Genomic DNA, 24,462 nt, shown 5'->3' on the forward strand with positions numbered 1-24,462 from the left:
CACTCTGTTATGAGTGGCTTTAGCATTTTATAGAATAGAGTGTTAATCTTTTATTGCCTCTGCACTCTCAATAACTTCTTCTTTTTTCTTCTTATTTTTTACATGCTTGTCTAGCCATTGATCTTGCTCCCAAAGCATGTGCATGATAGATTCTTTAGCTCTATAACCATGACTTTCCTTTGGTAGCATTACTAACCTTACAGGTGCGCCTAGCCCTTTTAATGCATTAAAATAACGCTCACTTTGCAATGGATAAGTACCTGAGTTATTATCCGCGACTCCATGGATTAAGAGTAGTGGTGTTTTCATTTTATCAGCATGCATAAATGGTGACATGTTATAGTAAATTTCTGGTGCTTCCCAATAGCTACGTTCTTCACTCTGAAAACCAAAAGGTGTCAATGTTCTATTATAGGCTCCACTTCTGGCAATTCCTGCGGCAAATAAGTTAGAGTGCGACAGTAGGTTGGCTGTCATAAATGCTCCATAACTATGACCACCAACGGCAACTTTTTCTCTGTCAATATAGCCAAGGTTATCTACAGCATCTATAGCTGCTTTTCCATTGGCAACCAATTGCGTTCTAAAAGAATCGTTGGGTTCTTCATCTCCTTCACCTACGATTGGAAATGCTGCATCATCTAAAACGACATAACCTTTAGTTACCCAATATATTGGCGAGCCCCAATATGGATAAACAAATTCATTTGGGTTTGCAGTACTTTGCGATGCACTGGCCTTATCTTTAAACTCACGTGGATATGCCCAAAGTATCATTGGATATTTTTTACCTTCCTTATAATCTAAAGGTAAATAGAGCGTACCTTCTAAATCCAGACCGTCATCACGTTTGTAATTAATAACACGTTTATCAACTTCCTCCAGACTTTTAAAAGGATTTTCAAAGGCAGTGATTGGTGTTAATTCATCCTTTTTAATGTTTCTTATGTAGTAATTTGGATATTCTTTTTTAGATTCGATACGTACAAGAATCTCACCTTTTTTCATATCGATAGCATAATTAAGGCTCTCGAGCTTATCGGTATATTCAGATTGATAAAGTCGTTTTGTTTTTCCTGATTTTATATTGTATTCATCTATAAACGGAAATTGACCTTCTTTAGAATAGCCTGCTCCCATAAGATAGAGTTTATCATTATTTATATTTAAAACAGATCTGCCCAATTCATTTCTAGACGTCACATAATTACCAGGATCACTATATCTATCCTGATAGTTTCTATCTGAAATAACTTTAGCTTTTCCGTTTGAAGGGTTGAATAAATAGGTTTTTAAGTTTCTTGTATTCCACCAATAATCGTAAGCAATCGCAGTATTATCATCTCCCCATTCTATACCAGCAAAGCGTTGTTTAGTTTTTAAAATCTCCTTTGGTTTACCATTAAATGGAGCGCTAAGTTCGTATACAACATCTCTGTAATCCGTTTCAACCGCAGGATCACCTTTATCTAAAGCTTCTGCCCATGTTAATGTTGAAGGTTTATCACCTCTCCAGGTCATTCTACGCTTGCCCATTCTTGTAGACATAAAGCCTTTAGGTCTAACTTCGTCTAAAGGTACTTCATTAACGGTTCTTACTTTTTTACCATTGACATCATACATAATACTTTCGCTCGGAAACCTTGTGTACGTTACTATATAAGAAAATGGACGTTTTACTTTAGTAATCATAATATATTTTCCATCAGGTGAAAAGCTAATACCACGATACATATCGGCACTTAAAAAATCTTGAATGTCACCATTAATGGATACTTTTTTAATTTCAGAACGCGCTAATTGCTCAAAGTTGAATTCGTCATTTGGAGTTTTTAGTAAATCCTGATAGGTTCTGTTTTGGGCTTTGGCACCATCACTTACAGAAACTGTTGGTCCTGTTGGAACAGCTACATCAGTATCGATTAAATCTTTTCTATCACCTGGTAGCATTTTTACCAAAAGGTTTTTATTATCCTTAAACCAATTAATGGTACTTCGCATATTCGCATTAACATTAGCATCTGTTAATTTTTTTACAGAAGCATTGGCAATATTGAGCACCCAAACTTCAACTCCTTTAGATGTAGTGTTTAAACAAGCGATCATGGTTTGGTCTGGTGACCAGCTAAAACCCGAAAGTCTTGCATTTTCAGGTAATCCAGATACTTGTTTAGCGTCTTTATCTCTAATTTTTTTAACTTTAATATTGGTATAATAATTGGTTCTACTACCAATATTGGTCACGGGATTAATACGTAATCCGGCAAGTCGTAATTCGGTTTCAGATAGCTCTTCAATAGATTTATACTGGTTGCGGTAGAGGAGTATCATGTGTTCACCTTTACTATCAATTTGTACTCCTGGTGCCAATTCTACATCGGCTAATTCTAGAATTTCTTCAGAAGGCTGTTGATAGGTTAAGCTTTGTTGTGCATAACCATTGAGAAGAAAAAGTAATGCAAATAGTTTGATTAAATGTTTCATGTTTTTTTGATAATTGATTAGTGTCTTAAGGTACTGAAAAATGTAGTTTTAAAATGTGATAGAGATGTTAAAATTAGCATTGATCAAACTTAAAAAACACTTTATTATGCATGCATAACGAATTGATGTAAGATTCGTACGAAATGGGTTAAATTTGTAATTATATAATCAATGAGATTCTCACTTTCGTGGGAATAAAAAACAGAACTTTTTATGTACAATTCAAGAATAACAGGTTTAGGAAAGTATGTCCCGGAAAACGTTGTCACCAATAATGATTTAAAGCAATGGATGGACACAAGTGATGAGTGGATTCAAGAACGTACAGGTATAAAGGAACGCCGTTGGATAGACCCAAAAACCAGTGATGATACCACATCAATTATGGGAGCTAAAGCCGCTAAAATTGCTATTGAGCGTGCTGGGTTAACCAAGGATGATATTGACTTTATTGTATTTGCAACCTTAAGCCCAGATATGTATTTTCCTGGAGGTGGAGTGCGCGTACAAGAGCTTTTAGAAATGGATACTATTGGAGCCTTAGATGTGCGTAATCAATGTTCGGGCTTTATTTATAGCTTATCTGTTGCCGATCAGTTTATTAAAACAGGTATGTATAAAAACGTTTTGGTGATTGGTAGCGAAAATCATTCGGGTGGTTTAGAGCGCTCAACCCGTGGACGAGGTGTGACCGTTATTTTTGGTGATGGAGCAGGAGCGGCAGTATTAAGTAGAGAAGAAGATAACTCTAAAGGGATTTTATCCACGCATTTGCATTCTGAAGGTAAGCATGCTAAGGAATTAGCCTTAGAAGGTCCAAGTACAGGTCGTTGGGTAGATGCCATTATGGAAGATGACAATCCGGACGACGTCTCTTACTACCCTTACATGAACGGACAGTTTGTGTTTAAGCATGCAGTAGTGCGTTTTAGTGAAGCCATTGTAGAAGGCCTAGCCACAAATAACTTACAAAAGGAAGATATTGATATGCTCATTCCGCACCAGGCAAATTTGCGTATTGCACAGTTTATACAAAAGAAATTTAGGTTAAGTGACGATCAAGTGTATAATAATATTATGCGATATGGAAATACGACTGCGGCATCCATACCTATTGCTTTAACTGAAGCCTGGGAAGAAGGTAAAGTAAAAGAAGGAGATAATGTGGTCTTAGCCGCTTTTGGTAGTGGCTTTACCTGGGGCAGTGCTATTATAAAGTGGTAGACGTGTACAAATGTTTATAAATATTTGTACTTAATTGTAAATGAGTAATACCGCCTAGACGACTATTATTGTTCATTAAATATCGAATTTTGACTAATTTTAAAAAGTACTGATATATACTAGTTGTATGTAATTTAAGAAAAACCAATGCAGAGAACAGAAACCATAGATAAAAATCAACTTTTTGAATTGATTGAATATATTCTTTTGGATTCAAAAACTGAATTCTATGAATCATACTCTGAAATGGAAAAAGAAATAGTTCGGATAAACAGTCTGTCTGAATTTCGAGCTTATTTTGAGAATGGATTAACGAACGGAAAAGTACATTTCGGATTTGGAATTTATAATCCTGAATCGAAAGGCAAGTTCTTTACCTCGAAAATAAAGCTGAATCCAAAATATTGTAATGGAAAAACTTTCCGCTATCAAATAGTGGGTTGGGCAATAATTTTTATACATCTTGACTTGAAAAACGGAGAAAACCAAATAAAATGTAAAGTATCTGTCAATTCAAAAAGACGAGCTGAAAATTGGAATAGCACAAATCCTGAATTTGGAAATCCAGAATTGTGGGAATGGAAAAACGTGGAAAGCAGAGCAAGAAAAATAATTAACCGATTAAAAAAAACTACACACAACAATGTATAACCGCAATTACGGTGGATTCGACTACGTCCGAATCCACTCGGAATTGCGAACGTCAGTGCTTAACCGAAAAGTTTGTGTACTTTAACCCGTAACTGACGGTTATACGAGACCGTTACCTGCAATCTAAACGCAACGAATGAAACAGAAACTAATCACTTTATTAATAACACTAACTTGTACATTTGGATTTGGTCAAGTAAGTCCAGAAGACATTATTGTAGTTTATGATTCTCTAAACCCAAAAGGCAAGGTTCTATTAAAAAGTGAAATGTCTAAAAATTTAGATTCCATTAATATCCATATTTTAGACGATAAAAGACTGGAATTGTTAACTAAAAAGGACAGTTTATTAATTAGTAAAGAAATAATCGGAAGTTGGAATTTGAACACCATTAAAACATCGAGTGGAAAACCTTACAACTTGCAAGTATTTGAGAAAATTGAAATAAGGAATGACGGAAAATTTAACATTTTAGACAATGAAGAGATTATAAGTGGAAAATGGGAAATAAGCAAAGGAGAATTAACCTTAAATTATGACGAACCTCAATGTCAAATAAAAGACAAAGCTTTATTGAAAATTCTGCCAAAAGAACAAATTAAATCCTTAACATATAGTTCGAACTTTTTAAGCATTAGAAAAGTTGATAATAAGAATATTGTATTTATGCATTTCTTACCTGAAAATATGGAAAATATTGATGAGATGTTTTATGTATTAGTATTGTCGAATTATGTCAAAACTGAATAAAAAGACTGCAGGTAACAACGTGTATAATTCATTGCTAGTACTCGCCTACTTACGAAAATCCTCGCGGATTTTCTATTTGGTTTGTATTTGCTAAATTAGTTGCTTAAACACGCAACGAAACCATACACGAACACGTTGTACAACATTAAATACAGTCCTCAACACAAACTTTACACATTAGAAAGTTATGCAAATGAACGTTTCAAACATTGAAAAAAACTAAATTTTAATTAATGGATTTAATTTTAGATTTCTTTTTGGTGGGTGGCATCGTAATTATTGCAATAATTTTATTGCGACTATTAAGAATTAAATCTAAAGAACTACCTCAAAAAATATTAATACTACTTTTTTTACTTCTGTTTTTTGTAGCTGTATACTTTTATGCTTTGTTACATAATATAAATTGGCTAATAAAACTCTGTTTTTTTCCAAATGATATAACAAAAATTACTTTAGGCCCTTTATTATTTCTATATGTAAAGTCTTTATTTTTAAAAGAAGATAATTTAGTTAAGAATATGCTACCACACTTTATTCCTACTTTATTGTTCGCTTTCGGTATTACAATTCCAACGCTTCTATATACGAGTTTTAAAATTGATGTCTTTTCGTATGCATTAAAAGATTTTATATTCATTTTTTTTAGAATTGAAAGTTTCTATTTCATCCTGTATTTGATTATTTCATTACAATTGTTATCAAAATATCAAAAATTAACCAAATACAAATATTCGAACTTGACGAAGTTTGATTTTAATTGGATAAAGATTATGCTTTTGTCCACATTGGGTATTATAAGTGTTGATTTAGTCCTTAAAATATATGAGTCCTTTTTTGGTGATTTTCAATGGAATGTCGACAATATTTCTGTATTGGCTATGATTGTTTTAGTTTCATATTTGGCATATTATGGTGTAAACCAATCTAAAGTATTATTACCAACCTTTTTGTTATATAATGAAATTGAACCTGAAATTAATAAGAAAAAAAAGAAGACAATACCTTCTGATAAAAAAGAAGAGTTTGTAAACCTGAAAAACAAACTTGAACTTATTATAAAAACTGAACAGCCATATTTGGATGAAGATTTGACATTAGGAAAATTAGCAAAACAACTTTCTACAACAGACAAAAAACTGTCCACAATGTTAAATCAATACTTGAACACTACATTTTATGATTTAATAAATAAGTATCGTGTGGAAGAGGTAAAAGTCAAGATAAACTTGGATAGCTATAAAAATTATAACCTATTTGGAATTGCGTCCGAATGCGGTTTTAAATCAAGAACCAGTTTCAATAGAATTTTCAAAAAAGAAACTGGACTCTCACCTTCTGAATTCAAAAAAAGTATTTCTTAAAGTTATTCAATGTTTTTTTAACATATAATAACGCACCAATGCTTCTATTGGTCAACCTAAATCATTATAAATTTATTGATTTGCAGTTAAATTTATAAACTATAATAAAATGAAAAAAAACGTACTGACATTGTTATTTTGTGGACTTGCATTAATTGTAAAATCACAAAACACACCTAAAGAATCACAAAAACAGAGTATAGAAAAATCAATCTTCGGAATTCAGACAGGATTTGCTGGACTTTGGGTTTACAATGAATTAAAACTTTCTAATCAAATTGCTTTTCGAACTGAATTAGGTTTTGATGCCTATAGTAATGATGATTTTTATCCTGATGCTGATTTTCTAATGACTACCGTTATTACATTAGAACCGCGTTGGTATTATAATCTCGATAAACGAGCGAGTAAATCAAAACGAATAGACAATAATAGTGGGAATTTCTTTTCTCTTAAAACAAGTTTTCGTTCAGATGATTTACTTCTCGACTTTGGGGATGATAAAAACGCACAAATAGTAGATAACTTATCAATAATTCCAACTTGGGGAATTAGAAGAAACTTAGGGAAACATTTTAACTATGAAACGGGTATTGGAGTTGGTTATATTCATTATTTTTCTAAAAACGCAGGATTTACCAAGAACAAAGGAGAAACTGCAATAAATTTACACTTACGTATTGGCTATCAGTTTTAGTAATAAAAACGTTGTACAACAACGTGTATAAGTAATAGCTATTTGGTTTATAACTCAAATCGTTATTACTTTTATTTCGTATTTTACTTTCCGAAAAGTAGTGACTATTAAATCGCTACTACTCATACACAAAACCGTTGTGCAACATTACCAAGAACTATGGGAATATTTGATTTTTGGAAGAAAAAACAAAACTCTGAATTAAAAACAGAGGAAATCCCCTTTTACAAAAAAATAATGGTTGATTTACAGAATAAAACACAAGCTGAAAAAGGAACAGTTGAAAAGTATTGGTTTGAGAACGAAAATATAGGACTAAAGAAAACCTTGTTTCATAGGATTTCCATTCCATTAAAACCATTTGATTCAGGAATTGAATACGAATCGCAACCAGTTGAAACCATAATGATTATTGAGTGGATGAATTTGAATTTGCCGAATCCAGATGAATTGGACGGAATTTTAATTCAGACTGATAAAAATTCGGAAACAGAAGCTTCTGTATATCTTGGAAATGCTCATAATCCTTTTGATATTCTTAAGCTGACTTTGAATAAAATTGACGAAAGAAATTACAGAGCAGTCGGAAAAATAATGGTTGATTTCGAACACGAAATGGTTGCAAATAATGAAACTTTTGAATTTGACACAATAATTGAATTTAACGAAACTGAATAATAAAAATAACGTTGCACAACAATGTATAACCGCAATTACGGCGGATCCGACTACGTCCGAATCCACTCGGAATTGCTAACGTCTGTGCTAAACCGAAAATAAACGCATATTAACCCGTAACTGACGGTTATACGAGACCGTTGTGTATAATGTAAACCAACCGCAAAACCTACCGAATTGAATAAAATACCAAAGAATTTAAAATACCTGATTTTCGGTATTAGTCTACTGACTTTTATTGGACTTTATTCAGGTTTTGGAATTAGACTTATGGTTGGGATTTCAAATAAGTTACTACCGATAACAAATTATTTTTTTGCGTTCTCAAGCACTCGTTTTGACTATCTGATTTTGTCAACGATTCCCATATTCGGAATGCTATACAACTCAACAAGAACTGATTTTAAGCTAACCGAACTAATAATGGATATTGTAACCATTTTATTTTCTGTAATCATAATGTTTGGAATCGGACTCTTGATTTTAACATTCATTGGAAAACCTGAAAATCCTTTAATGCCTCAATATATAGTAACTGAACCATTTGAATTGTACACTACAATATTTATTGGATTGGGAATTGGAATTCCGTTTTTGATTATAAAACTGATTAAAAAATAAAAAACACTATGCACAACACAATATATAAAAAATTGCTATTTTGTGCTTAATCAAAGGTCGTTGCACGTTTACTACGTCTGAATTTCCTTCGGAAATTCCTCGCACGCAAACCCGCAACTTTCCATATACATCACCGTTGGCAATAATTAAATCCAAACGATATTAAATAATTAAAATTCATCATTTGAGAGCTTTAATAATTCTTACCCTATTAATTCCATTTTTTGCTATTTCTCAGGAAAAAGAATATATAATAACTAAGAATAATGACACTATTTATGGTAAAGTTATTAGAAGGACTAATTTTGTAAACCCTTCAAAAGTGAGTTTTAAAATTAAAAATAAAAATGGTAAGAAAACACTAATTAATCCAAGTGAAGTTAAGACTATCAGGTCTTTAAAAGGTTTAGACGGCGACTGCTATATTACAACAATTTATGATGAATGGTATATTAAAAGAATTATTAACGGAAGAATAAAAGTTTTTCAGTTAATTGATGGTACTATCTTTTATGTATCAAAGGATGATTCTAAAATAGTTTCTACTGATATTGGTTCGCTCTTTTCTGGTAAAAAAGCCCATTCCCAAGTTAGGCCTCTAATAGAAGATAAACCAAAAATTTTAAAAGAATTTGATGCACTTAAAGGGACTCAAAAAAATATAATGTACATAATAGAAAAATATAACAACGCTGAAAAGTAAACTATTGTCAACAACGTGTATAGTTAATAGTGTTTAAAAGTGGTTCGGGAAATTCTGCCGAATTTCCACACTCTTCGTTCTTTTTTGCTAACTTACATGCTAACACTACTAACCATACACGAACACGTTGCCAGTAATTTGACCAAATCCGCAATTTTACGAGATTACTCAATCAAATAGACTATTTACTCATTCCTGTTTTTCATAGTAAGAGAGTTGAATTAAATTTGATAAAGACTTAAAAAAAATGAATAAAACACTCTTTATCATCTTCGCTATTATTTCTTCCATATCATTTGGTCAAAATTTATCTGAAAAAGTTGGTGTAATAGAAATACAATTAATCGGACAAAATTATAAACGCAATTCTGATGATGAATTAACGAAAAGAAAAACTAATCGCAGAAAGAGACCTTATGCAAAATTATATTTCAATTCAAGTGGAATCTTATTGAAAAAAATAACTTTTGGAAAGCATCATAATACGGATTTACGATTAACAGATAAAATCAAAGTTTATGAATATAATAATGGAAAATTGACCGAATCTATTCAATATGAATCTGATTACCAAAAAAGTATTTATCCATATTGGAAAATAAAATTCACATATAATTCTAAAGACCAAATTATTGACGAATCAAGATATCATATTTTAACGGATTCATTATATAATAAAACAACTTTTGAATATGACTTAAATTCAAATCAAACTAAATCAATTTTAAATCCTACTTATTATTATCAGAGAGAATATGATAGTTTAAATAGAGTAATTTATTTAAAACAGGTTTATGACAATAAATTACGTTGGGATTGGAAATACGAATATAAAAACAACCGAAGAATCGGAATTTTTCAAACGTATTATGATGATGGAGACAACAGTTCCAAATTAGAAATAAAAACATATAATAAAAACGGGCAATTAATAGAGTGTGAAGAAAAATATACTTCTAAATTAGAAATTGGAAACAAAACAAAATTAGTTTATGACAAAAATGGACTTTTAGAAAAAGTAGAATACTTTGAAACATACGACTATGAAAAAGACTATGAAATGATTGGATTTAAGATATTTAAAGTAAAAACAAAATTAAATCTTGATTTAAAACTGTCTGAATCGATTAACGAGCAAATTGAAATAAGATAAAAACTACTGGCAACAACGTGTATAATTAATTGCTTTGGCAAGTGCTTATTTGTAAAATTCCTGCGGAATTTTCTCGCGTTCGTTTTTGTTTACTAAATTAGTTGCTTAAAACACGCAACAAACCATATACAAACCGTTGTACAACATTAGAAATGACCTACAATACTCAATCTGCCATCCTGATAAATCCGAAATCGAATATCCTGAAAAGGAATTGAATAGTTATGAGGTTATCGAATTGATTAAATATTATTCTTGGTTAGAAATTTTGAAATCAATGGACAATATTCCTGACGAAAAAATTTATTACAGTCCATCTTTAGATTTTGAGAATTTAATTGACAAAAGAAGTCTTGGAATTACAGCAACTTTGGAAAATGGAAAACCTGAATTTTCTCTATGGTATAACAGACCTGTTAAAACTCGACCATTATTTGGACTATTAGCCGAAAAAACTAAAATGAAAGTGACTGATAAATGGGGATTTAACCTTGATAAAGCAATTGAATATTATCATTTGTTTCTGAACAGGAATTATGAAAAACTGGAAAGATTAATGACAATAAAATAACGTTGTACGCAAGCTGAAAAACCAATGAAATACATTTTTAAATTCTTACTTCTAGCATTTCTATTAGCTTCCTGCTCAAATCAAGAAAAGCGGATAATTTTACTAGAAAATGAATTAAATATTGACCTTGGCGAAAACTATGAAGTTGTTAAAGATGAAGATATATCGCACAATGGATTTGAAAGCGACTATACTCTGAATATTAATATCAAACTGAATAAATCAGAACTTGAACGAATTATAAAACAAATCGAAACCGAACCATATTTTGACCAACTAAAAAGATTCAGAAGCGAAAGAGGTCGATATCTAATTGCAGGAAATGAGAATATGGAATTTTTCAAATTGGTAGCTGATTCATTATTAAAAACTAAATATCGAGGAAGTTGGTTTCGGACTGATTATGGATTTGAATTTTTGGATATGGAAGATGAAAATGAACCTATCGAAGCTGAAATTCACTTAAAAGAAAAAATATTAAAATTTGAATTTAACCATTTATAGCAGAATGAAAGCCAACACCTAACAACGGCTTTAGTTCATTACGACTGAAATTCCTTAATCGAAATTCATTACAATTTGCTATCTTTCGGTTACGGCGGAAAATCATAGCTGATTTCCCGCAACGAGCCATACACAAACACGTTGGGCATAATTTGAGAAAATGGACTTATTATTAGAAAATATAAATGGGACTGAAGGATCTTTTTACGAAAGACTATCTGAAGAAGGTTACTTTGATCAAAGTCTATTTGCGGAATTAATACTTTTCGTTGATAATCTTAATGGAATGGAATTAAACAAAAATGATCGCCTGAAAAAGAGCACGGAGCTTTGGCACTTGTCATATCGGATTCAATCTAGTTTTGGGTATAATTACAATGAAAGTGATGGTTTCGAAATTGACAATATGGAAGAAGAAAAGCTTATTGAAATCGGGCAAGTGCTAGAATATATTTGCAAATCGTTCACAGATAATAAACAATTGGATATGGATTTTATAAATGAAATGACATAAAAAACTATGCCCAACAACGTGTATAATTAATTGCTTGAACACACAAAGAAATCTTTGCCAAAACCACTACATAATATTTGAAAAAATTAAGAGAAATAGTTTCGGCCAAATGGCTCAATAAGAATTTAAGCAAACCTAATTTAATAGTTCTTGATGCAAGTATCGAATCTAATGCTAGTGGAAAAGAATTCGAAGAATTTGATTGTACGATTCCAGGTGCAAGGCGTTTTGATTTAAAGAACGTTTTTCTAGATAAATCCAGTCCTTTTCCGGACACAGTTCCTAAACCTCAAGAATTTGAACTCCAATGCAGAAGACTTGGGATTAATCAAAATTCGGAAATTATTGTATTTGAAAATAATGGAATTTATTCGAGTCCACGAGTTTGGTGGTTGTTTAATGTTATGGGACATAAAGAAATATTCGTTTTAGATGGAGGGCTTCTCAACTGGATTAAGGAGGGTTTTCAAACCGAAAATGAACATTTGGAGACATTTCAAACCGGAAACTTCAAGGCAAAATATAACGAGAGCTTAGTCGTGAAACTAGAGCAGATTAAGGAAAATACAATTCAAAAAAAATTCTTGATCGCAGATGCCAGATCAGAGGGAAGATTCAATGGTACTGAAAGTGAGCCTAGAAGACACCTAAAAAGTGGTAAAATCCCTAACTCTGTTAATATTCCATTTCAGGAAGTTTTAAATAACGGAAAGTTTAAAACTAAAAACCAACTGAGAGAATTATTTGAGGGTAAATGTGGAGGGGAAAAAGAGTTGGTCTTTAGTTGTGGTTCGGGTTTAACAGCTTGTATTATAATGCTGGCAAATAAAATAAGTTATGGAAATAGTCTAAGAATATATGACGGTTCCTGGACTGAGTGGGCTGAGCTGAATAACTTAAAAAACATTATATAACAATGTGTAAATACAATTTGCCTATACCAGTTTGCTTAGTTTGTGTTGACACGTTGGTCATTCCAAAATACATTTCAAGCTGTCCAAACCTACTCGAAATAGCCTAGGCAATAACTTAACCGAAAAGCTGTATCTTTAATTCTCTTAACGAGGTTATAAGACCATTGTTTACAATTAGAACTGATAATATGTTTCAAAATATTAAAATGAATGTGATAAGTACTGCTCCAAATGGAATCGTTAACTCAGATACCATTTTTGATTTTGAACAAGATCAAGAACTAGTTTCTGCAAGTTATTCAGGTGGGAAAATTAGAAAAGGATATTTGGTTGGCAACGTAAAAGATAATCAATTACACTTTAGTTATTGTCAGATAAGATATAATGGGATGATGGATCACGGAACTTCTATCTGCGAAATTTCATATGAAAATGGTAAACTCATTTTGAAAGAGAACTTTGAAATGTCTTCTGAAAATAGAAAAGAGATCGGAGTGAATATATTCAAACAATTATAGTCGATGTATATTAGTAAAGAAACTAAACAGCAAACGGAAGATAGATTAATAAAGGTATTAAAATCTTCAAGCTTTAAGGTTTATAAAGAGTCATACTATTTCAGAGAATTACCTTTAGATAATTTTGTTATGGACTCAAATGCCTTGGCAATTGTTAGGGATGACGAAGTTTGGAGTCTTTTGGTGCCAGTTGAAAAAGAAGGCACTGAAAATTTCAGGGTTTTCAGATTTCATTTTAAACCTGGATTAGATAATAGTGGTTTTGTTGGTTGGCTAGCTACTAAAATTAAAGAAAAATTCGGCTCTGGTTTATTTGTTACTTGTGGTCAAAATTCTAATCTTGGAGGAATATTTGATTATAATGGATGCCCAATTGAAGTAGCAGATGAAATAATCAATTATATTCATCAATTAAGAGCATAGATCATATAAACTATGGCTATACTATATTGGCTTATTCTTACTTAGCTAATGATAAAAAGTTGAGCTTACATAATACAGATTAAAAAAGCCCAAACACTATAAATTGTCTGGGCTTTTCTGCTATTAACCAACTTAACTAACACTATTATAAAAATTAATTTATAATTACTATTACTTAAAACTTATCTCACTTATTTAGACGTAATACTTTGGGTTTTATTTCATGGTTTAAGCTTTTTAACGTGTATTTAACAAAAACCCGAAACAAACGTTTCGGGTTTCCTATATTTAATAGTCAAACATTAACACTAACCATCAACTATTTATGTAAGCTATTAAATGTACTTTTAAGCATTTCTTTTACTAAAGACACATTACCGCAAAAAATGTGACAGTTTTTGCGACTATAGTGTAAGTTTTAACATTTTCTATAAAAATCCACCACCAGATTTTTCGTCATTATCTCTTCGTTTACGAGACTTTGCTCTGTATTTTCCACCACCAAAACGATAAGATAAGCCTGCGTAAATGGTATTAAATTCTGGCATAAAATCTACTTCTTGTCTAAATGGACGCTCACTTAAGATATTAATCTCTTGCGTATCAAAAACATTATTAAAGTTTAAGCTAAATGTGGCTTTGTTACCTTCTAAGAAATTATAACGCATACCTAAATTTGCAAAATACATAGGGTCCATTTCAAAATTAAGACCAGTATCTTTTCCTCTGTACATGGCAAATGCCGAGAAAGATAATTTTTTACTCACTCTAAAATTATTGAATATTCTAAAGTTATAGATAAGGTTATCAACTTCAACATTATTCAACTCAATATCACTCTCTGTTGGGTTAGGGATTGTTGGGTCTAAGGTTTCTGCAAAACCACGTTGTGTACGACCATACATATCAAAACTAGCATTAAAACTCCACCATTTTGTTGGTTTGTAATTGCCCGACACTTCAAATCCGTATGCTGAGGTATTATCAAAGTTGTCAATTCTTAGGATAACACGACCAGAACCTAATGATGTACGATCTACAAATACACCTTGATTAATTTCATCTTCGATGAGTCTGTAAAATACACCAGCTGTAATACTTCCTTTTTCTAAATTTCTAGTGTAATTGACCTCTACGGAGTTGGTAAACTGTGGTTCTAGCTCTGGATTACCAAATTGAGAAATTAAAGGTGTGTTAAACTCTGGAATAGGATTAACTTGCCCTACACCTGGTCTATCTACACGTCTACTAAAACTAAATTGATATGAATTTTTCTCAGATGCTTCGTAAGTAATAAAGACAGATGGATATACTTGAGTATAATCGTTTTCAAAAGGAAATTCAGTAACCGTGTTATTGGTTAGATCTGTGTCTAATGCCAATGCATCGACATTAACCGTTTCTGCTCTCAACCCAAATTGATACGACCATTTATCTTTTTGCATACTATAACTTGCATACAAAGAATAAATATTTCTTTCGTAATTAAAGTTAGTAGACGTAGGAATGTAATTGCCAGACTCATTTTGTACACGAGCATCAGAGTTGTAATCTATAGTGTTTTCAAACAAACGTGCTTGTACACCAAGCTCTAATTTTGAGGTGTCAGATAAAGGATTTACATAATCTAAATTAATCTCAGTTCTGGTTCTATCCACATCAGTAAATTCATCAAAATCTGGTCGACTTCCAAAACCACTAAAGTTGTTATCAGTAAAGATATCGTTATCAAAAATATTGTAATTTGCTTCTAATTCTATGTTATGGCCTTCTTTATTAAAGTCTAGCTTATAGTTAACATTATATTGTTGACTATTATTTTCGTTGGTATTATCAAATATTTGAAATTGATTGATGCTAGGGTTGTTTTCAAAAATCAGATCAGTTTTGCCTAAAGCACCACCATCAAAAATATTTTGATTTGTAAATACAGAAAAGGTGTTTTTATCATTTATGTAATAATCTACACCAACTTTAAATAGGTGAGAATTACGTATATCTGTAATGTCGAATAATTGTGTTAAGTCAGATTCAGTTTGTTCTAAAATACCTTCATTAGCATTCCGCGAAATGTTATTGCCGTAACTTCCATAAAAGTTAAGTTTACGGTTCCTGTAATTCATGTCTATAGAACTATTAAACTTGGGCTCAATTTGATAACCTAAACCAAAATTAAGGTTTCCATTAAAGCCAATATTTACATTTTTATGAAGTATGATATTGATAATTCCGCTCATGCCATCTGGATTATATTTAGCAGAAGGGTTTGTAATCAATTCAATTTGCTTAATAGATGTTGAAGGAATTTGTCTTAATAATTGAGCAGCAGGAATATTTGATAACTTACCATCGACCATAACCTGCACATTTTGGTTGCCTCGTAAGGCAATATCACCTGTTTGTTGATCTACGTTAACAGACGGAATGTTGTTCATTATATCTGAAGCCGTTGGACCTGATGTTGTTAAATCTTTCCCGACATTGACGACTTTTCGGTCGATTTTTTGCTGAATTGTTGAGGTTTCAGCTACAACAGTAACTTCATCTAAATTTTCGGCATCTTCCTCAAGCATAAGGTCTCCCATGTTGATATCGTAGTTACCTTTTCCGATAGTCTCTTGCTTTAGAATGCTCTTATAACCTATAAAAGTAATCTCTATACTAATTGCGCCCTCAGGAATCTTTTTAATGTTAAACATTCCTTTACTATCAGTAATACCTCCTGTAATTAGTTTCTTTGCTGCGTCTTTTACAATGATATTAACGTAGGGCAGAGGTTCATTAAGTTCAGCGTCTAAAACACGACCAGATATGGAGCCGTTTTTAATTTCTGAATTTGAATTGGGCTGAGCACTTATTATGAATGATGAGGCCATAATAAGCATCGCGAAGAAATGCTTCATTTTTTGATTGATTTTTTTGATTGACTGATAGTTTCTTAAAGGGTAGACGACTACTTTTGCATTAAGTTACTTTATTTAACATATCTTAACATCTTTTTAACAGTATGAATAAAAAAACACTTGTTATCGGAGCTTCTTTAAAGCCACAACGCTATTCTAATATTGCTATTAATAGATTAAGAATGTATAACCATGAAGTTGTAGCTTTTGGACTTAAATCTGGTAAAGTAAATGATGTAGAAATTGACCTAGAGCTAATGCCTTATGAAAATGTCGATACTGTAACTCTATACTTAAACCCAAAGCGACAGCAATTATATTACGATTATATTATAGGATTAAAGCCAAAGCGTGTCATCTTTAACCCTGGGACAGAAAACCCTGAATTCTATCACTTATTAAAGCAAAGCAAGATCGCTTATGAAGCTGCTTGTACATTAGTATTGTTAGGTACTGGTCAGTACTGATCTTTTAATACATAAGAGTCCTATAAACATTAAGATTCCATTAATTATCAAAATTTCAAAACCTATTTCGTAGCCATTAAATAAAGCTTTAGAATTACTATTTAGGATATATGAAATTATTGGAGCTACTATTGCAATAATCCAAACCCATTTATCTTTAATTTGCCACTTAGTCAACAGGCCAAATGCAAACATTCCTAATAGCGGTCCATATGTGTATCCTGCAGCTTTAAACAACTCCCAGATTACAGAAATATCAGTAAAAATGGTATTGAACAATAGAATTATTAAAATTAGAATAATGCTAAAGCCAATATGTACTTGTTTTCTAATCCTCTTGCGTTCTTTTTCTGCCATGTTTTCAATCTCAACAATATCAATACAAAACGATGTGGTCAATGAGGTTAGAGCTGAGTCGGCACTAGAGTAGGCTGCAGCAATAAGTCCCAACAAGAAAAAAGCAGATGTAACAACACCTATTTCTGGTAACATTGCAATAGTAGGGAATAAATCATCTTTTTTGGCTGTAATACCATTAGCTTCGGCATATTGGGTGAGCATTAAACCAAGAATCATAAAGAGCATATTTACAAATATCAGTACAACACTAAATGATACCATATTTTTTTGAGCATCTTTTAGGTTACGACAAGTTAAGTTTTTTTGCATCATATCCTGATCCAAACCAGTCATAGTAATAGTGATAAAAACTCCAGACAGGAAGCTTTTCCAAAAGTATTGTGGGTCGTTACCATCTTTAAAAAAGAACACCTTACTGAGGTTACTTTCTTTAGCATTGTCAATAACTGCTGATACACTGTTTAAATCCAGAGCTGAAGCTAAAAAAACAATGGTAACCAGTACAGAAACTAACATAAACAATGTTTGAAGCGTATCAGTAAAAATAATGGTCTTAATACCACCTCTAAACGTATAGAGCCAAATAAGAGCAATCGTTATAATTACAGTAATTACAAACGGTATGTCAAGTTTGTCAAATACCAATAACTGTAATACTTTAGCAACCAAAAACAGGCGAAACGAAGCTCCTATAGTCCTGGATATTAAAAAAGCTACAGAACCAGTTTTATAACTAATATTGCCAAACCGGTCTTTTAAATAGGTGTAAATCGAAGTTAAATTGAGCTTATAATAAAGCGGAAGTAATACATAGGCGATAATTAAATAACCAAAAAAGTATCCAAATACCACTTGCATATATCCAAATTGCTTGGCTTCAACAGCTCCTGGAACAGAAATAAAAGTAACACCAGATAAAGAGGCGCCAATCATGCCAAAGGCTACAAGATACCAGGGAGCGGATTTATTAGCTTTAAAAAATGCAGCATTCGTATCTTCCTTTCCTGTGAAATAGGATATTAAAACAAGTACAGCAAAATAGCATACAATTAATATTAATATTGAAGAAGAACTCATATATAGACGCTTTTTTACAAGAAATTTTTATGAAAAATAGTACATTTGAAAAAAAAAGCTACTTAAAAACTACAATTTTATGAAAAAGATACTCTTATTATCAGTTTCTATAGTATTTGCTATGAGTATTTCTGCACAAGACTATAGGCATTTAATAGCCGAAGGTACTCATACAGTAGACTACATCTCTCAGGTCGCAGAAAGTCATTTTGATTCTGTAGGTCGAGGCAGAGGTACAGGTTATAAACCCTTTAAACGTTGGCAATATTTTGCAGAACGCGCTATGGATGAGACAGGGAAGCTGAAATCTTCAGAATTTTATTATAATGAGTTACAAAACTATAACGCAATAATAAACAGCGAAGGTGTTGCAGCAAGAACAGTAGTAGGTACCTGGGAAGAAATGGGACCAACGTATTGGAATGCTACTTCTGGATATAATCCAGGGGTTGGTAGAATTACTGCAATAGCAGTTGATGAGGGGGATATAGATCATATTATAGTTGGTGGTGAAACAGGTGGTGTTTGGAGAAGTACTGATGGTGGTACAAGCTGGGAGGTTTTAACAGATAATTTATCTAATATAGACGTTTATGCACTTACTATAGATCCGTTAAATAGTTCAACTTACTATTGGGGATCTACAGGTGGAACTATATTTAAATCTACAGATAATGGCGCAACTTGGACTCTACACGGTAATTTGTTTGGAGGCACTGTCAATAAGATTTTAATAAACCCTACTGATGCTTCAAAAATGTATGCTAGTGTTCAAGGAAATGGCTTATATAAGTCTGTAGATGGTGGTTCAACATGGAACTCTATATTTTTTGTACCAACAGGAACGGGTTACGATTTTGAATTTAAACCAGGAGACCCAAGTACTATATATGCTTCAGGAACTGCCTTTTACAGGTCAACCAACGATGGAGCGAATTTCACTGAAGTCAATGGTGCTGCTCCTAATCGATTTTCTAATGGTGTTAAAATGATTGGTGTTTCTGCTGATGATCCAGCAGTAGTTTATATTGTTGAAGCATCTGGCGGATCATTTGGCGGCATATATAAATCTACTGATAGTGGAGCTACTTTTACAAAGTTAGATCATACTGGTAAAAACTATTTTGGTTACTCATCTAATCCTGAAGATGTAAATGATGCAGGTGTAGGGCAAGCACCTAGGGATATGGATATTACTATTAATCCAAATGACGCTGACGATGTACACATAGCAGGTATAAACACCTGGAGGTCAACAAATGGTGGGGTTAGTTTTAATATTAGTTCACAATGGGTGCCATCTAGTGCTTTTGGTCAAAATATTGGGTATTGTCATGCGGACGTAGATATTATGTTATTTAGTGGTACAGGTTCTAACGCTAAACTTTTTGTAGGTACTGATGGTGGTATATATAAAGCAGAAAATCCAACGGTTGTTAATAATAGTTATTATACGGATTTAACAACAGGTTTAGGAATTAGACAATTTTATAGAATTGGTATAAGCCAAACTGACCCTGTAGTGGTTACAGGTGGTTCGCAAGATAATGGTTCTTCTGTATTGGGGGCAGATGGCAACTGGACAGATTGGTGGGGAGCAGATGGCATGGAAGGTTTTGTAGATAAAAACAATTCGCAAATTATCTATGGAACGTCTCAATTTGGATCTTTTGTTAAGTCTTTTGATGGTGGCGTTAATGTCTCTGGTGTATCACAACCAGATGGTAAAGGTGGTCAAAATAACTGGAATTGGATTGTGCCCTTTGAGCAAGATCCAATAACCCAAAATGTTATCTATTGTGCATTTGATGAAGTCTACAGATCTATTGATGGAGGTGGTTCTTGGACATCAATTTCCCCTAATTTTGGGTCTAATATTGATCATTTTAAAGTTGCACCTACCAATAATCAAATTATGTACTTTGCAATTAACGGAACATTGCGTTATACGCAAAATGCTGGTATGTCATGGTCTGTAGCACCATTGGGTCTCGGTAATAATGTACAAATAAATGAAATTGCAGTTCACCCTACAGATCCCTCAAAAGTAGCAATAGCGACTACAAATAATGAAAAAGTTTATATTAGTAATGATAATGGTGCGTCATGGACTTCAATGCGTTGGGATTTGCCAAATTTCTCAGCACAGGCTTTAGCTTGGCAGGATAATGGTGACGATGGATTGTATGTTGGTATGAATTACGGAGTCTATTATACAGATAATGGATTAGGGAATACCTGGGTGCCATTTAATAATGGGTTACCTAATGTTAGAATTAATGAGTTAGAAGTCAATACAGCAGATAATAGGTTATATGCTGCAACTTATGGAAGAGGGTTGTGGAGATCAAATTTATATAATGAAAATTTAAGTGTTGATGACTTTGAGCTTAATGCCTTATCCATGTATCCTAACCCAGCTACTAATGTAGTTAATCTTAAGTGGAATACATCAGAAGAGGTTAGTGTAAGAGTATATAATACAACAGGTAAGCTTGTGTTTTATGGAAAAAAAGTCAATTTGTTTAATGGATTTAAAATAGACATGTCTTCATTTGAAGCCGGAATGTATTTTGTGAAACTAAATAGCTCAAGAGGAGAGCTAACAAAGCAGCTCATTTTAAAATAGTGACAAAGCCAATAGAACTAAAACCCAATAGCAAATCATTTGCCATTGGGTTTTTTTATGTTCAAAAATCAGTAACTTCGCACTTATGGAATTTTCATCAAAACTCTTAGAAAATGCGGTGAATGAAATGTCGCAATTACCTGGTATAGGAAAACGTACGGCTTTAAGATTGGTGTTGCATTTATTGCGTCAGCCTGAGCACCAAACATTTCAGTTATCGGATGCATTGTCTAAAGTAAGAGCAGAAATTAATTTTTGTAAATCTTGTCATAATATAAGTGATAAAGCTTTATGTGAAATCTGCGAAAACCCAAACCGTAATGAAGAATTGATTTGTGTGGTTGAAGATATAAGAGATGTTATGGCCATTGAAAATACAAGCTCGTTTAAAGGCTTGTATCACGTCTTGGGAGGAAAAATATCTCCTATGGACGGTATTGGTCCTCAAGACTTAAATATTAATACTCTAGTCGAAAAAGTGAAAACAGGAAAAATTAGAGAACTTATTTTTGCTATGAGTCCAACCATGGAAGGTGATACTACTAACTTTTATATCTTTAGACAAATACAAGATTATAATATTACCATGTCTACTATTGCTAGAGGAGTTGCTGCAGGAAATGAGCTCGAATATACTGACGAAATAACACTTGGCCGAAGTATCATGGATCGCGTGCCTTTTGAAACTTCACTAAAATCTTAACTTATTGTGAGGTTATCTGTTGTTATTTTAAATTACAATGTACGCTACTTTTTAGAACTATGCCTCAAAAGTGTTGAGCTTGCTATAGCAAATATAGAAGCTGAGATTATTGTGGTGGATAACAACTCATCAGATGAGAGTTGCCAAATGGTAAAGCAACAATTCCCTAATGTAATTTTGATTGAGAATAAAGAAAACTCAGGATTTTCAAAAGGTAATAACATTGGTGTTGCTAAAGCAAAAGGTAAATATGTATGTATTCTTAATCCAGATACGGTTGTAGCAGAAGACACCTTTATAAAAATACTTCAGTATGCTAAAAAAAAGCAAGATATTGGCATTATAGGTTGTCAGTTAATAGATGGTAATGGAGTATTTTTACCAGAAAGTAAACGTCATGTTCCAACGGCACGGATAGCGTTTCAAAAAATGATAGGTTACGCTGATAACTACTATAATGTAAATTTAAATAAAAATGATATTGGCAAAACAGATGTGTTAGTTGGCGCATTTATGGTACTGAAGCGAGAGGTCTATAATTATGTTGGAGGTTTTGATGAAGATTACTTTATGTATGGTGAGGATATCGATTTGTCTTATAAAATCTTAAAATCTGGTTACATCAACTATTATTTTGGTGAAGCAAGTATTATCCATTTCAAAGGTGAGAGTACTTTAAAGGATAAGGTTTATGCCAAACGCTTTTATGAAGCTATGGAAATTTTTTATAAGAAACATTTTGACAAGAATATAGTATTTACTTTTTTAGTAAAACTCAGTACTAAGCTTGCATCTAAAAAAAGAAGAAGTGTTGCTGAAATAAAGCAAAACGATATTATAAAAACCTTAGTTATTTCTAATAACCTGTCTGATGCATTAAAGTCTAAATTACCTAAACCAGTTTCACAAACCTCTAGTCTTTCTGATGCAATTAATAATACGTTAGTTGTATTTGATACTAACTATCTTAGTTATAAGGTTATTATAGATTATATGAAGTCTAATAGTAGTACAAATCAAAATTCATATAGAATATTACCAAAAAATAGTAATTTTATCCTTGGAAGCGACAGTAGTGTTAGTAGAGGAGAGGTATTACGCTTCTAAATGTTTTAGTTGAATAAAAATCAGTAAAACACACTATTTTTTACTAATTTTGCATTCAATTAGCTAATAAAGACCTTCAAATTATAGATATGGCAAAGTTTGAACTTAAGTTACCTAAAATGGGTGAGAGTGTTGCAGAAGCAACGATAACGTCTTGGTTAAAAGATGTCGGTGATACGATTGAAGCCGATGAAGCCGTTTTAGAAATCGCTACGGATAAAGTAGATAGTGAAGTCCCAAGTGAAGTAGATGGTGTATTGGTTGAAAAGCTTTACAACGTAGATGATGTGGTACAAGTTGGACAAACCATAGCTGTTATAGAGATTGAAGGAGGAGGAGATAGTGAAGCCGTAGCACCAAAAGCAGAGCCAGTTGCTGAGTCAGAAGCACCTAAAGCTGTCGCAGAAATTACACAAACGATTACAGCTGCAAAAGCTACGGTAGAACCAGTGATTTCTTCTGGTGAGCGTTTTTATTCACCATTGGTTAAGAATATTGCAAAACAAGAAGGTATTGCGCAAGTAGAATTAGATACTATTCCTGGTACAGGAAAAGATGGTCGTGTAACTAAAAATGATATAAAGAGTTATTTACAATCTCGTAGTTCGGCTCCTGTTACAGAATCAAAAGTAGAGACAGTAGTTCAACAAAAAGTTGAGGTAGCTTCAAAACCAGCAAAACCTGTTGAAAAATCTACATCTACACCAGTTGTGGCTTCAGGAGAGGATGAAATCATTGAAATGACAAGAATGGGTAAGCTCATTTCTAAGCATATGGTAGATTCTGTACAAACCTCTGCCCATGTACAATCGTTTATTGAAGCCGATGTTACGGATATTTGGAATTGGAGAAACAAGCATAAGAATGACTTTAAAAAACGTGAAGGAGAAAATCTAACTTTTACACCAATATTCATGGAGGCCGTAGCAAAAGCCTTACGAGATTATCCAATGATGAATATTTCTGTACAAGGTGATAATATTATTAAAAAGAAGCACATCAATTTAGGTATGGCTGCTGCATTATCAGATGGTAATTTAATTGTGCCAGTAATAAAAGATGCAGACCAATTGAATCTTTTTGGTATGGCTAAAAAAGTAAATGATCTGGCTAACAGAGCGAGAGAGAATAAGCTAAACCCAGATGATATACAAGGTGGAACATACACAGTAACCAATGTAGGTACATTTGGTAGTATTATGGGAACACCAATTATTAATCAACCACAGGTTGGGATATTAGCTTTAGGAGCAATTAGAAAAGTACCAGCAGTTATAGAAACCCCTCAAGGTGACTTTATAGGTATCCGCTACAAAATGTTTATGTCACATTCTTATGATCATCGTGTGGTTAATGGAGCATTAGGAGGGCAGTTTGTAAAAGCTGTTAAAGATTATTTAGAAGCCTGGGATTCTAGTAGAGAAATTTAATACGTTCCTGAGAAGA

At 32.6% G+C, this 24,462-nt stretch carries 23 protein-coding genes; 20 read left to right on the forward strand and 3 right to left on the reverse strand.

What is annotated here, in order from left to right; translation table 11 throughout:
* Window positions 1-42 precede the first annotated feature (42 nt).
* On the reverse strand, window positions 43-2,484 hold the full coding sequence (locus Q0912_RS13375; RefSeq protein ID WP_299115931.1) for a prolyl oligopeptidase family serine peptidase: 2,442 nt from the start codon (window positions 2,482-2,484) through the stop codon (window positions 43-45).
* Window positions 2,485-2,697: 213 nt separating this feature from the next.
* Here Q0912_RS13375 and Q0912_RS13380 point away from each other — a divergent pair, with 213 nt between their 5' ends.
* From Q0912_RS13380 to Q0912_RS13450, 15 genes are all read left to right on the forward strand, one after another.
* Entirely contained in the window at window positions 2,698-3,708 is a 1,011-nt protein-coding gene (locus tag Q0912_RS13380; RefSeq protein WP_299115934.1) for a beta-ketoacyl-ACP synthase III, read from the forward strand.
* Between the two features lie 147 nt (window positions 3,709-3,855).
* Window positions 3,856-4,359: a hypothetical protein gene (locus Q0912_RS13385; RefSeq protein ID WP_299115936.1), complete on the forward strand. Its 504-nt coding sequence runs from the start codon at window positions 3,856-3,858 to the stop codon at window positions 4,357-4,359.
* A gap of 136 nt (window positions 4,360-4,495) precedes the next feature.
* Complete coding sequence (locus tag Q0912_RS13390) at window positions 4,496-5,110, forward strand: hypothetical protein (RefSeq protein WP_299115938.1); 615 nt, start codon at window positions 4,496-4,498, stop codon at window positions 5,108-5,110.
* Window positions 5,111-5,343: 233 nt separating this feature from the next.
* Window positions 5,344-6,474: a helix-turn-helix domain-containing protein gene (locus Q0912_RS13395; RefSeq protein ID WP_299115940.1), complete on the forward strand. Its 1,131-nt coding sequence runs from the start codon at window positions 5,344-5,346 to the stop codon at window positions 6,472-6,474.
* Between the two features lie 109 nt (window positions 6,475-6,583).
* Window positions 6,584-7,171 carry a hypothetical protein gene (locus tag Q0912_RS13400; RefSeq protein ID WP_299115942.1) on the forward strand — a complete coding sequence of 196 codons (588 nt, stop codon included), beginning with the start codon at window positions 6,584-6,586 and terminating at the stop codon, window positions 7,169-7,171.
* 159 nt (window positions 7,172-7,330) lie between these two features.
* Entirely contained in the window at window positions 7,331-7,849 is a 519-nt protein-coding gene (locus tag Q0912_RS13405; RefSeq protein ID WP_299115944.1) for a hypothetical protein, read from the forward strand.
* Between the two features lie 177 nt (window positions 7,850-8,026).
* A complete protein-coding gene (locus Q0912_RS13410; protein ID WP_299115947.1) occupies window positions 8,027-8,470 on the forward strand; it encodes a hypothetical protein in 444 nt (147 codons plus the stop codon).
* A 184-nt stretch (window positions 8,471-8,654) separates the two neighbouring features.
* The gene (locus Q0912_RS13415) at window positions 8,655-9,173 is read left to right on the forward strand and encodes a hypothetical protein (protein ID WP_299115949.1); all 519 of its coding nucleotides are present in this window, start codon (window positions 8,655-8,657) and stop codon (window positions 9,171-9,173) included.
* Between the two features lie 247 nt (window positions 9,174-9,420).
* On the forward strand, window positions 9,421-10,326 hold the full coding sequence (locus Q0912_RS13420) for a hypothetical protein (protein ID WP_299115951.1): 906 nt from the start codon (window positions 9,421-9,423) through the stop codon (window positions 10,324-10,326).
* A gap of 136 nt (window positions 10,327-10,462) precedes the next feature.
* On the forward strand, window positions 10,463-10,897 hold the full coding sequence (locus Q0912_RS13425) for a hypothetical protein (protein WP_299115953.1): 435 nt from the start codon (window positions 10,463-10,465) through the stop codon (window positions 10,895-10,897).
* A 24-nt stretch (window positions 10,898-10,921) separates the two neighbouring features.
* Window positions 10,922-11,401, forward strand: a complete 480-nt coding sequence (locus tag Q0912_RS13430; RefSeq protein WP_299115955.1) for a hypothetical protein — start codon at window positions 10,922-10,924, stop codon at window positions 11,399-11,401.
* A 160-nt stretch (window positions 11,402-11,561) separates the two neighbouring features.
* Window positions 11,562-11,915, forward strand: coding sequence for a hypothetical protein (locus Q0912_RS13435; protein ID WP_299115957.1), 354 nt, complete (start codon window positions 11,562-11,564; stop codon window positions 11,913-11,915).
* A 77-nt stretch (window positions 11,916-11,992) separates the two neighbouring features.
* Window positions 11,993-12,829 (forward strand): sulfurtransferase, encoded by an 837-nt coding sequence (locus Q0912_RS13440; RefSeq protein WP_299115958.1) that lies wholly within the window; start codon window positions 11,993-11,995, stop codon window positions 12,827-12,829.
* A gap of 206 nt (window positions 12,830-13,035) precedes the next feature.
* Window positions 13,036-13,347, forward strand: a complete 312-nt coding sequence (locus Q0912_RS13445) for a hypothetical protein (RefSeq protein WP_299115960.1) — start codon at window positions 13,036-13,038, stop codon at window positions 13,345-13,347.
* 3 nt (window positions 13,348-13,350) lie between these two features.
* The gene (locus Q0912_RS13450) at window positions 13,351-13,770 is read left to right on the forward strand and encodes a DUF6196 family protein (RefSeq protein WP_299115962.1); all 420 of its coding nucleotides are present in this window, start codon (window positions 13,351-13,353) and stop codon (window positions 13,768-13,770) included.
* A 428-nt stretch (window positions 13,771-14,198) separates the two neighbouring features.
* Here the strand turns inward: Q0912_RS13450 and Q0912_RS13455 are convergent, their stop codons facing one another.
* Window positions 14,199-16,673, reverse strand: a complete 2,475-nt coding sequence (locus Q0912_RS13455) for a TonB-dependent receptor (RefSeq protein ID WP_299115964.1) — start codon at window positions 16,671-16,673, stop codon at window positions 14,199-14,201.
* Window positions 16,674-16,777: 104 nt separating this feature from the next.
* Between Q0912_RS13455 and Q0912_RS13460 the strand changes: the two genes are divergently transcribed.
* Window positions 16,778-17,140: a CoA-binding protein gene (locus Q0912_RS13460; RefSeq protein ID WP_299115966.1), complete on the forward strand. Its 363-nt coding sequence runs from the start codon at window positions 16,778-16,780 to the stop codon at window positions 17,138-17,140.
* On the opposite strand, the gene Q0912_RS13465 is transcribed toward Q0912_RS13460, so the two are convergent.
* Complete coding sequence (locus tag Q0912_RS13465; protein ID WP_299115967.1) at window positions 17,120-18,577, reverse strand: sodium:solute symporter; 1,458 nt, start codon at window positions 18,575-18,577, stop codon at window positions 17,120-17,122. The genes Q0912_RS13460 and Q0912_RS13465 overlap by 21 nt on opposite strands.
* Window positions 18,578-18,656: 79 nt before the next feature.
* On the opposite strand from Q0912_RS13465, the gene Q0912_RS13470 reads away from it, so the two are divergent.
* From Q0912_RS13470 to Q0912_RS13485, 4 genes are all read left to right on the forward strand, one after another.
* On the forward strand, window positions 18,657-21,206 hold the full coding sequence (locus Q0912_RS13470; RefSeq protein WP_299115969.1) for a T9SS type A sorting domain-containing protein: 2,550 nt from the start codon (window positions 18,657-18,659) through the stop codon (window positions 21,204-21,206).
* Window positions 21,207-21,291: 85 nt separating this feature from the next.
* On the forward strand, window positions 21,292-21,909 hold the full coding sequence (gene recR, locus Q0912_RS13475) for a recombination mediator RecR (RefSeq protein WP_299115971.1): 618 nt from the start codon (window positions 21,292-21,294) through the stop codon (window positions 21,907-21,909).
* A gap of 6 nt (window positions 21,910-21,915) precedes the next feature.
* Window positions 21,916-23,016, forward strand: a complete 1,101-nt coding sequence (locus Q0912_RS13480) for a glycosyltransferase family 2 protein (protein ID WP_299115973.1) — start codon at window positions 21,916-21,918, stop codon at window positions 23,014-23,016.
* An 89-nt stretch (window positions 23,017-23,105) separates the two neighbouring features.
* Window positions 23,106-24,446, forward strand: a complete 1,341-nt coding sequence (locus Q0912_RS13485; RefSeq protein WP_299115974.1) for a dihydrolipoamide acetyltransferase family protein — start codon at window positions 23,106-23,108, stop codon at window positions 24,444-24,446.
* Window positions 24,447-24,462 lie beyond the last annotated feature (16 nt).

The sequence above is a fragment of the uncultured Winogradskyella sp. genome, from assembly GCF_947498345.1.
Taxonomy (GTDB): Bacteria; Bacteroidota; Bacteroidia; order Flavobacteriales; family Flavobacteriaceae; genus Winogradskyella.

Bases quoted from the DNA above. Each gene is read 5' to 3' on its own strand.
- Q0912_RS13375 (WP_299115931.1), bottom strand. From the start codon at position 2,484: ATGAAACATTTAATCAAACTATTTGCATTACTTTTTCTTCTCAATGGT.
- Q0912_RS13380 (WP_299115934.1), top strand. From the start codon at position 2,698: ATGTACAATTCAAGAATAACAGGTTTAGGAAAGTATGTCCCGGAAAAC.
- Q0912_RS13385 (WP_299115936.1), top strand. From the start codon at position 3,856: ATGCAGAGAACAGAAACCATAGATAAAAATCAACTTTTTGAATTGATT.
- Q0912_RS13390 (WP_299115938.1), top strand. From the start codon at position 4,496: ATGAAACAGAAACTAATCACTTTATTAATAACACTAACTTGTACATTT.
- Q0912_RS13395 (WP_299115940.1), top strand. From the start codon at position 5,344: ATGGATTTAATTTTAGATTTCTTTTTGGTGGGTGGCATCGTAATTATT.
- Q0912_RS13400 (WP_299115942.1), top strand. From the start codon at position 6,584: ATGAAAAAAAACGTACTGACATTGTTATTTTGTGGACTTGCATTAATT.
- Q0912_RS13405 (WP_299115944.1), top strand. From the start codon at position 7,331: ATGGGAATATTTGATTTTTGGAAGAAAAAACAAAACTCTGAATTAAAA.
- Q0912_RS13420 (WP_299115951.1), top strand. From the start codon at position 9,421: ATGAATAAAACACTCTTTATCATCTTCGCTATTATTTCTTCCATATCA.
- Q0912_RS13430 (WP_299115955.1), top strand. From the start codon at position 10,922: ATGAAATACATTTTTAAATTCTTACTTCTAGCATTTCTATTAGCTTCC.
- Q0912_RS13435 (WP_299115957.1), top strand. From the start codon at position 11,562: ATGGACTTATTATTAGAAAATATAAATGGGACTGAAGGATCTTTTTAC.
- Q0912_RS13445 (WP_299115960.1), top strand. From the start codon at position 13,036: ATGAATGTGATAAGTACTGCTCCAAATGGAATCGTTAACTCAGATACC.
- Q0912_RS13450 (WP_299115962.1), top strand. From the start codon at position 13,351: ATGTATATTAGTAAAGAAACTAAACAGCAAACGGAAGATAGATTAATA.
- Q0912_RS13455 (WP_299115964.1), bottom strand. From the start codon at position 16,673: ATGAAGCATTTCTTCGCGATGCTTATTATGGCCTCATCATTCATAATA.
- Q0912_RS13460 (WP_299115966.1), top strand. From the start codon at position 16,778: ATGAATAAAAAAACACTTGTTATCGGAGCTTCTTTAAAGCCACAACGC.
- Q0912_RS13465 (WP_299115967.1), bottom strand. From the start codon at position 18,577: ATGAGTTCTTCTTCAATATTAATATTAATTGTATGCTATTTTGCTGTA.
- Q0912_RS13470 (WP_299115969.1), top strand. From the start codon at position 18,657: ATGAAAAAGATACTCTTATTATCAGTTTCTATAGTATTTGCTATGAGT.
- recR (WP_299115971.1), top strand. From the start codon at position 21,292: ATGGAATTTTCATCAAAACTCTTAGAAAATGCGGTGAATGAAATGTCG.
- Q0912_RS13485 (WP_299115974.1), top strand. From the start codon at position 23,106: ATGGCAAAGTTTGAACTTAAGTTACCTAAAATGGGTGAGAGTGTTGCA.